This is a genomic window from Bacillus sp. JJ1127, assembly GCF_036965845.1.
In the GTDB taxonomy this organism is placed as follows: Bacteria; Bacillota; Bacilli; order Bacillales; family Bacillaceae_G; genus Bacillus_A.
Window position 1 is genome coordinate 1 of the sequence record NZ_JBALQK010000134.1, and the last position, 7,847, is coordinate 7,847.

At 34.4% G+C, this 7,847-nt stretch carries 8 protein-coding genes and 2 riboswitches; of the genes, 6 read left to right on the forward strand and 2 right to left on the reverse strand.

Annotation, left to right across the window (positions count from 1 at the left end):
- Window positions 1-135: 135 nt before the first annotated feature.
- The 6 genes from V7183_RS13655 (at window position 136) to V7183_RS13680 (ending at window position 6,493) form a co-directional block, all read left to right on the forward strand.
- The gene (locus V7183_RS13655) at window positions 136-342 is read left to right on the forward strand and encodes a hypothetical protein (RefSeq protein ID WP_438825171.1); all 207 of its coding nucleotides are present in this window, start codon (window positions 136-138) and stop codon (window positions 340-342) included.
- Between the two features lie 217 nt (window positions 343-559).
- Window positions 560-725, forward strand: a riboswitch (M-box (ykoK) riboswitch).
- A gap of 369 nt (window positions 726-1,094) precedes the next feature.
- Window positions 1,095-3,794, forward strand: a complete 2,700-nt coding sequence (gene mgtA, locus V7183_RS13660) for a magnesium-translocating P-type ATPase (RefSeq protein ID WP_335359865.1) — start codon at window positions 1,095-1,097, stop codon at window positions 3,792-3,794.
- A gap of 267 nt (window positions 3,795-4,061) precedes the next feature.
- Window positions 4,062-4,763 carry an MgtC/SapB family protein gene (locus V7183_RS13665; RefSeq protein WP_335359861.1) on the forward strand — a complete coding sequence of 234 codons (702 nt, stop codon included), beginning with the start codon at window positions 4,062-4,064 and terminating at the stop codon, window positions 4,761-4,763.
- A gap of 245 nt (window positions 4,764-5,008) precedes the next feature.
- Window positions 5,009-5,413, forward strand: a complete 405-nt coding sequence (gene psiE, locus V7183_RS13670; protein ID WP_097897419.1) for a phosphate-starvation-inducible protein PsiE — start codon at window positions 5,009-5,011, stop codon at window positions 5,411-5,413.
- Between the two features lie 252 nt (window positions 5,414-5,665).
- Window positions 5,666-6,181: a spermidine N1-acetyltransferase gene (gene speG / locus V7183_RS13675; RefSeq protein ID WP_335359862.1), complete on the forward strand. Its 516-nt coding sequence runs from the start codon at window positions 5,666-5,668 to the stop codon at window positions 6,179-6,181.
- A 99-nt stretch (window positions 6,182-6,280) separates the two neighbouring features.
- Window positions 6,281-6,493, forward strand: a complete 213-nt coding sequence (locus tag V7183_RS13680; RefSeq protein WP_141523315.1) for a DUF3947 family protein — start codon at window positions 6,281-6,283, stop codon at window positions 6,491-6,493.
- A 107-nt stretch (window positions 6,494-6,600) separates the two neighbouring features.
- Here the strand turns inward: V7183_RS13680 and crcB (V7183_RS13685) are convergent, their stop codons facing one another.
- Window positions 6,601-6,963, reverse strand: a complete 363-nt coding sequence (gene crcB, locus V7183_RS13685; protein WP_335359863.1) for a fluoride efflux transporter CrcB — start codon at window positions 6,961-6,963, stop codon at window positions 6,601-6,603.
- On the reverse strand, window positions 6,963-7,373 hold the full coding sequence (gene crcB / locus V7183_RS13690; protein ID WP_335359864.1) for a fluoride efflux transporter CrcB: 411 nt from the start codon (window positions 7,371-7,373) through the stop codon (window positions 6,963-6,965). The genes crcB (V7183_RS13685) and crcB (V7183_RS13690) overlap by 1 nt, the downstream gene beginning before the upstream one ends.
- 54 nt (window positions 7,374-7,427) lie before the next feature.
- Window positions 7,428-7,487: riboswitch (Fluoride riboswitch) on the reverse strand.
- Between the last annotated feature and the right edge of the window lie 360 nt (window positions 7,488-7,847).

Consider the following 7,847-nt stretch of genomic DNA (forward strand, 5'->3'; position numbering starts at 1 on the left):
TTGAGCGAAAGTTTTCATTCTCTTAAGAAAAACTTAAGAAACCTCCCAAATATTTATTAAGAAATGCTATCTATACTAAAAGCTATCTTACATAATACGCAATGTATGGGGAGGTCTTGTGCATAATGGAGTTACATGAGTTATTATCGTCTATTGAGCAGTATGGTTATGCTGCTTTATTTTATACTTGGTTCTCTATTTGGTAAACATATCGAGACGATTGTAGAACTTACGACGAAATATGGTATTTATTTTGGTAGTATAATTGTTGTCATGGCAAGTGTTTCTTATTTATGTATACAAAAGAAAAATCAGGTGGTAAGTGTAGAAAGAAGTGAATAAGATATGTCATTTGTAGTATCTATGGATATTGAAAAATGGGGAAGAATGCTTAGAATTATTAAAGAAAAATGAAGTGCAGTTCAGTTAGAAATTTGTATGGATTTTTCAAAGATTCGCATCATATTTACATCAAACTGAATTGTTATATGCTTTAAAATTAAATAAAAAAATAATTGACACCTTTCTTTAGCGGGGGTATATTATGTATGAAAATTAAATATGACTCTGTTAGGTGAGGCTCCTGTATAGAGAAACGCTGCTGCCCAAAAATGTCGAGAGACGCCAATGGGTCAACAGGAAAGGTCGGAATGAAGGCCTTTTTTAACGTAGCTGGTTTGAACCTATGCTATACAGTGCTAAAGCTCGACGAGGGAGAGGTGCGATTATTCTGATATGGACTGCTTGAACTAGCGGTGGTATCAGTGTGTTTATTTTGTGTATATTCAGGCCTTTACTCGTCTATGAGTAAAGGCCTTTTTTGTTGGAATGATACACCTTTCTCTCAATCTTAACATAGCATATCCAAGAAAAATGATTCGGATAAGGAGGTGGGGAACGATGGCACTTGGAGAACCGAGCCCGATACCCATATGTTTTACATTTATATTTCATCATGTAGGTAGGAAACGAATTGTTCCTCCCTCTCTAAAAAAATAGATAGTCGAGAAACAATGAATTTCCTCCTGCGTGTATAAAGGGGGAAACTACCGATGTTACGTGCAAAAAAACAACTTGAACATGTCCAAACAGACATGTATCAAACAAATAAAGGTACACCAAAACGAAACAAACAAACTTCTCATAATCAAGAAGTGATCAAGCAAAACAATGAAATATTAGTAGAAGTTGCTACAACCGATGTTCAATCCGCATTAGCTTTTTTAGAAACAACGCCAAACGGGCTTTCTGAAAAAGAAGCTGAAAGACGTATTGATATACATGGGAAAAATGAAGTAGCACATGAAAAGCCGCCAGCATGGTACATTCAATTGCTGCTAGCATTTAAAAATCCATTCATCTTCGTATTGTTAGCTTTAGGAATCTTGTCTTTCTTTACTGATGATATGAAAGGAACTATTGTTGTAACGGTCATGGTTGTCTTAAGTGCTACCATTCGTTTCTTGCAAGAATTCCGTTCTCAACAAGCAGCAGAAAAATTAAAGGCAATGGTTCGTACGACAGCTACTGTTTTGAGAACGAAAGAATTCAAACATAACATGGATAAAAAAGCAGATATCAATAACAATCATACACAGGAACTTCCTATTGAAGAGCTTGTACCTGGTGATATTATTACGCTTTCTGCGGGTGATATTGTCCCAGCTGATGTTCGCATTCTTTCAGCTAAAGATTTATTTGTAAACCAATCTGCTCTAACTGGAGAAGCTTTGCCTGTCGAAAAATACGAAAATTTCCATAATTCAAATATTAATGCAAAAAGAAATGGCGACCCGCTTGAAATGGATAATTTATGTTTTATGGGAACAAATATCGTAAGTGGAACTGCAACTGCTGTCGTTGTATCAACAGGCGCAAATAGTTATTTTGGTTCATTAGCAAAAAGTGTAATTGGTAAACGTCCGGAAACAAGCTTTGATAAAGGCGTTAATAAAGTAAGTTGGCTTTTAATTAAATTTATGCTTGTCATGACGCCTATTGTATTTTTCATTAATGGGATTTCAAAAGGTGATTGGAAGGAAGCGTTCTTCTTTGCGATTGCAGTTGCTGTGGGACTAACACCGGAAATGCTTCCGATGATTGTAACGGCAAATTTAGCTAGAGGCGCTGTGCAAATGTCTAAAAAGAAAGTAATTGTGAAACAGCTAAATTCAATTCAAAATCTTGGGGCAATGGATGTTCTTTGTACAGACAAAACAGGAACATTGACTGAAGATAAAGTCGTATTAGTCCGTCATCTTGATCCAACAGGAAACCAATGTAAAAGTGTATTACAACTAGCCTATCTAAATAGTTTTTATCAAACGGGATTAAAAAACCTTATCGATAAAGCGGTTATTCAGCATACAGAAGAGAAACATCAATTAGATACAAAGGAATTTCACAAAGTAGATGAAATCCCATTTGACTTTGCTAGGCGCCGTATGTCCGTAGTTGTTAAAGATGCAAGCAAGATGAACTTAATGGTTTGTAAGGGTGCAGTAGAAGAAATTTTATCTATTTGTACACATACGGATATTCATGATGAAATACTTCCTCTTACGAAAGAAGTAAAGAGTAAGGTTAAGTATCTTAGTGAACAATTAAATGAGGACGGCATGCGTGTAATTGCAGTGGCTTATAAGCTTGAAGCATCTAATGATGAAAAAGCTTATTCTATTCAAGATGAATCAGATATGATTTTCGCAGGATATATTGGATTTTTAGATCCTCCAAAACCATCCGCAGCGTCTGCAATTCGAACATTACAAGAACAAGGCGTACAGGTGAAAATTTTAACTGGTGACAATGAAATTGTAACGCGCAAAGTATGTAAAGAAGTAGGATTGGATATAGGGGAACCTGTACTTGGCTATGAAATTGATCATTTACCTGAAAAGGCACTAGCAAAATTAGCAGAAAGAACAACTGTATTTGCGAAATTAAATCCAATGCAAAAGTCGCGTGTCATTAAAGCATTGCAAGCAAATGGTCATACTGTAGGTTACATGGGTGACGGTATTAATGATGCGGTTGCACTTCGCGATGCAGATGTAGGTATCTCTGTTGATATAGCGACAGATATTGCGAAAGAATCATCTGATATTATCTTGCTTGAAAAAAGCCTGAATGTATTGGAAGAAGGTATTATTGAAGGGCGTACAACATTCGGGAATATTTTGAAATATATTAAAATGACGGCAAGCTCTAACTTTGGAAACGTATTTAGCGTATTAGTAGCAAGTGCATTTATTCCGTTTCTTCCGATGTTAGCTATTCATTTATTAATTCAAAACTTGTTATATGATTTATCGCAGCTTTCTATTCCATGGGATAAGATGGATAAAGAGTTCTTAGAGAAGCCTAGAAAATGGGACACTGCAAATATGCGCAATTTTATTATCTGTATTGGTCCTATTAGTTCAATCTTTGATATTACAACATTTATTGTGATGTGGAATGTGTTTGGTGCCAATACGGTTGCAGAACAATCTTTGTTCCAATCCGGCTGGTTTGTAGTGGGATTACTTACGCAAACGTTGATTGTGCATATGATTCGAACACCAAAGATTCCATTTATCCAAAGTACGGCCGCTATTCCGGTCCTATTATTAACAGCACTCATTATGGCTATTGGTATTTACGTTCCGTTTTCCCCACTAGGGGCTGCTGTAGGGTTACAGCCACTTCCACTTAGCTATTTCCCATGGTTAGTAGGAATTTTAGCAGGCTATGCTGTATTAACTCAATTTCTTAAGCAGTTGTATATCAAGAAATTTCATAGTTGGTTATAACATCTTCTTTTCTAGACATGTAAATCTGATTTAACAGAAATTCTATCAGAAAGAAGGTGAGAAATATGCACTTTGAACATGCACTCTTATTGCATATTTCTATTATGAATGGAGAAGCGCAATTTCCATTAAAATCAATGTTAAAACCAAAAATAAGTAGCGAAAAGTTTTATACCATATAATCGTTAAAAAGTAATATGGAATGAAAAAGGAGGTTACTTTTGTAGTCCTCCTTTCTCTATGTATAGATAGTTGGAGGTGAAAGATATGGCATGGCAAGATATTGTAATCCGTTTACTTGTTGCTATATTTGCTGGAGCTTGTATTGGAACGGAGCGGCAATGGCGGCATCGTATGGCTGGATTACGTACGAATGCTCTCGTTTCATTAGGAGCTTGTTTGTTTGTTTTATTATCTGTTATGACTTCAGGAGAAGGAAGCCCTACACGTATCGCTGCTCAGGTTGTAAGTGGAATTGGTTTTCTTGGCGGTGGAGTCATTATTCGAGATGGTTTTAGTATTCGTGGATTAAATACAGCTGCTACATTATGGTGTGCTGCAGCAGTTGGCACTCTTGTTGGGGCTGGATTTTTAAAAGTGGGTATTATTGGTGCTTTCGGGGTTATTTTAGCAAACATTTTCCTTCGACCTGTGGCATTGTTTATGAACAAAAAGTCTCGAGATCAACAGCAAGAAGATATGAGCTATATGGTATCAGCAACCTGTTTAGATAAAGATGAGTCTCATATTAGAGTCTTGTTAATGCATATGGTTCATACAGAAGGAATTGGTCTAAAAGAATTGTTTAGTGAAGACATTGAAGAGGGCAAAAAAGTAGTTGTACGAGCACTTTTGCATTGTGATTCAAAAAAAGCTACGCTTATTGAAAAAATAGTGAGTCGCTTAAGTCTAGAAGCTGGTATAACAGCTGTCGGATGGAAAGCTATTACAGAACAAGAGTCTGATTAACGTAGCAAACATTCCTCAGCCAATAAAAGAAAGTACACCAGTATATACGATTTATAAAGGTGAGAATAAAGGAAGCACATATGGTGCAACGATTATAAAAGAATGAGATTAACTTCAATCGTGTTTGTAACATGAATAGCCGTAAGGGGAACGAAATGAATTCTCTTTACGGTTCTTTTGTTTAGTAGGACAGTTTTGCTATAATGTACCAGTACGATTTACCTACAAGGGGAGTGCTAGAAGAAATGCGATCATTTAATGTTGATGAATTTATTGCCAGTGTTTTACAATGGATATTAAATACAGCTCTTATCATATTATCCATTGTTCTATCTATCTTTTTAATTAATGAAACAATCACATTCATACAATACATATTTTCAGCAAAAAAATACACATCTTATAAATTAGTTGAAAGTATCATTGTTTACTTTTTATACTTTGAATTTATTGCATTAATTATTAAATATTTCAAATCAAATTACCATTTTCCATTACGATATTTCATTTATATAGGAATTACAGCTTTAATTCGATTAATTATTGTTTCTCATGAAGAACCACTTGAAACATTATTATATGCAGGAGCTATTCTCATTTTAGTAATTGCTTTATATATATCTAATATGAGGGATTTGAAGAAACATTAAACATGATTTTGTACTGTATATGAAAACAAATCTATAAAATATATATAAAAATAGTGCAGACCAAGGTGTTGGTTTGCACTATTTTTTATAAATTTCACTCGGGAAAAGAGAACAAACGCATATTTACTCCCGCTTGACCTTCAAGTTACTTCAAGGTTTAAAATGTGAGTAGAGAGCTGTAAAGGAGCGTTTTGAAATGAAAAAAATTGAGAAACTAGACGGAGAAATTATTTTATCTTTGGGGGTAAGAAAATGAGTCAAGAACTGAAACTACGCCCTTTAGAACGAGAAGATTTGAAATTTGTTCATGAGCTTAATAACAATGCACATATTATGTCTTATTGGTTTGAAGAACCTTATGAAGCTTTTGTGGAGTTGCAGGATTTATATGATAAGCACATTCATGATCAAAGTGAACGTCGTTTTATAGTGGAAAAAGATAACAATATGGTTGGATTAGTTGAATTAGTGGAGATCGATTATATTCATCGAAGAACAGAATTTCAAATTATCATCGATCCAAAGTATCAAGGTTATGGTTATGCAGCGTATGCAACTCGTTTAGCAATGGATTACGCTTTTTCCGTATTAAATATGCACAAAATCTATTTAATAGTAGATAAAGAAAACGAAAAAGCTACGCATATTTACAAAAAAGTCGGTTTTGCAATTGAAGGTGAGTTACAAGATGAATTTTTCGTTGATGGTAACTATCATAATGCAATCAGGATGTGTATTTTCCAGCGTCAATATTTAGATATGAAATAATTAATTTTTATATTCATGGAATCAAACACTTTCTTGGAGATATAGACATAACATGTAAAAGGTAATTTGATTATGCATACAAAAGTGAGATGAATGATTATGATAAATCATTATTTTGACAACGGAAGGCAAGTTGCATCAGCGATTACAGCAGCTGGGGCACAGGCAACGATTCATGCGGTTTATCAAGCTATGCAGCACAATCATCACCTTTTCTTGCAATATTATCATCATCCTGTGCATGTCGTACACCCTGGTATATATCTAACTCATTTCTCAGCAATTCCATTTGGGTCAACGTATACAATGTAGCATTGTGATTTACTCAAATCGTCCACATAATAAAACAAAAGGGATGGTGACTCATAAAAAATGTCACGATCCCTTTCGTTTTCATTTCACTACTTTGTTTTGTAATACTATATTCTGCCTAACTTCATTCCAAGGAATGCGAGCAGGATACCGATGCTATAAGTGACGCCTAGGTATAGGAAGGAAACGCCAAATTTTTTATTAGTGAAAAGCTGGATAGACTCCAATTTAAATGTAGAAAATGTAGTGAAGGCCCCCATGAACCCCGTTCCTAACAATAATTGCCAACTTTTATCTATGCCTTTACCAACGATATATCCAAGTAAAAATGCACCTGTTATATTGATCAGAAATGTAGCAATCGGAAAAGATATTGCGTTTCTTTTTTTGAACCAATTGCTTATGCCAAAGCGGGTAATGGCACCAAAGAAACCACCAATCGCTACCAATAAAGCATGATACTCTGTCATTACTTAGTTCCCCCTCTGGCTGTGATAGTACGCTTTGCATATAAAATATCTCCAAATTTATAACCCAGTCCAGACATAAGGAGACCGCCCAACATGCTGCATAATACATATAAAATTGCAAGTGTCCATTCTGAATGATTGATTAATTTAACAGTCTCTACACTGAAAGTAGAAAAAGTAGTAAATGATCCTACAAATCCTGTTCCAATTCCTGTGACAATCTCTGAAGGAAGAATGTCCAAACGAGAAATATAAGTAGTAATCCAGCTTAGTACAAAGCAGCCAATTAAATTAATCAATAATGTAGCAAATGGGAAAATATGATGCCAAAACATATCGATATTAAGTCCTAAATAATAACGGGCAAGAGCACCTAATATACCTGCAATACCAACAATAATATATACCATTTCCTTCACCTCTCTTATAGAGTGCTCAAAACAAATAGACTCCTACCAGTGTATATACTGGTAGGAGTCATTAGCTAAGCAGCGGTTATGGCGAATTCCATCGCCCTATGTATTTCATAGTTATTAGTGTACTAAATATATGTAAGATTTCCAACAAATATGTGTTTTGTTTTGTGAGAAATAAACAGCATTTGTATTTTACATTATTGAATACATTCTTGCTCAAAAGTAGCGATTGTCGTTAATTTGAATAGGAAATTTATTTCATAAAACTAAGCTCTATAAGTTTGCCGAAGTAGCAAGTTTATATTGTTAAGGTGTTTAAAGATATATTTATATAACAATTATGAAGAAAAAAGAGTTGAAAATGATGGTTATTTGTCACGTTATTACGATATATCATTATATTTATTAAAATTAAATATAATGATATATCGTTTTTATTGTGATAAAATATCATGTATATATGTAGAA

Bases quoted from the DNA above. Each gene is read 5' to 3' on its own strand.
- V7183_RS13655 (WP_438825171.1), top strand. From the start codon at position 136: ATGAGTTATTATCGTCTATTGAGCAGTATGGTTATGCTGCTTTATTTT.
- mgtA (WP_335359865.1), top strand. From the start codon at position 1,095: ATGTATCAAACAAATAAAGGTACACCAAAACGAAACAAACAAACTTCT.
- V7183_RS13665 (WP_335359861.1), top strand. From the start codon at position 4,062: ATGGCATGGCAAGATATTGTAATCCGTTTACTTGTTGCTATATTTGCT.
- psiE (WP_097897419.1), top strand. From the start codon at position 5,009: ATGCGATCATTTAATGTTGATGAATTTATTGCCAGTGTTTTACAATGG.
- speG (WP_335359862.1), top strand. From the start codon at position 5,666: ATGAGTCAAGAACTGAAACTACGCCCTTTAGAACGAGAAGATTTGAAA.
- V7183_RS13680 (WP_141523315.1), top strand. From the start codon at position 6,281: ATGATAAATCATTATTTTGACAACGGAAGGCAAGTTGCATCAGCGATT.
- crcB (WP_335359863.1), bottom strand. From the start codon at position 6,963: ATGACAGAGTATCATGCTTTATTGGTAGCGATTGGTGGTTTCTTTGGT.
- crcB (WP_335359864.1), bottom strand. From the start codon at position 7,373: ATGGTATATATTATTGTTGGTATTGCAGGTATATTAGGTGCTCTTGCC.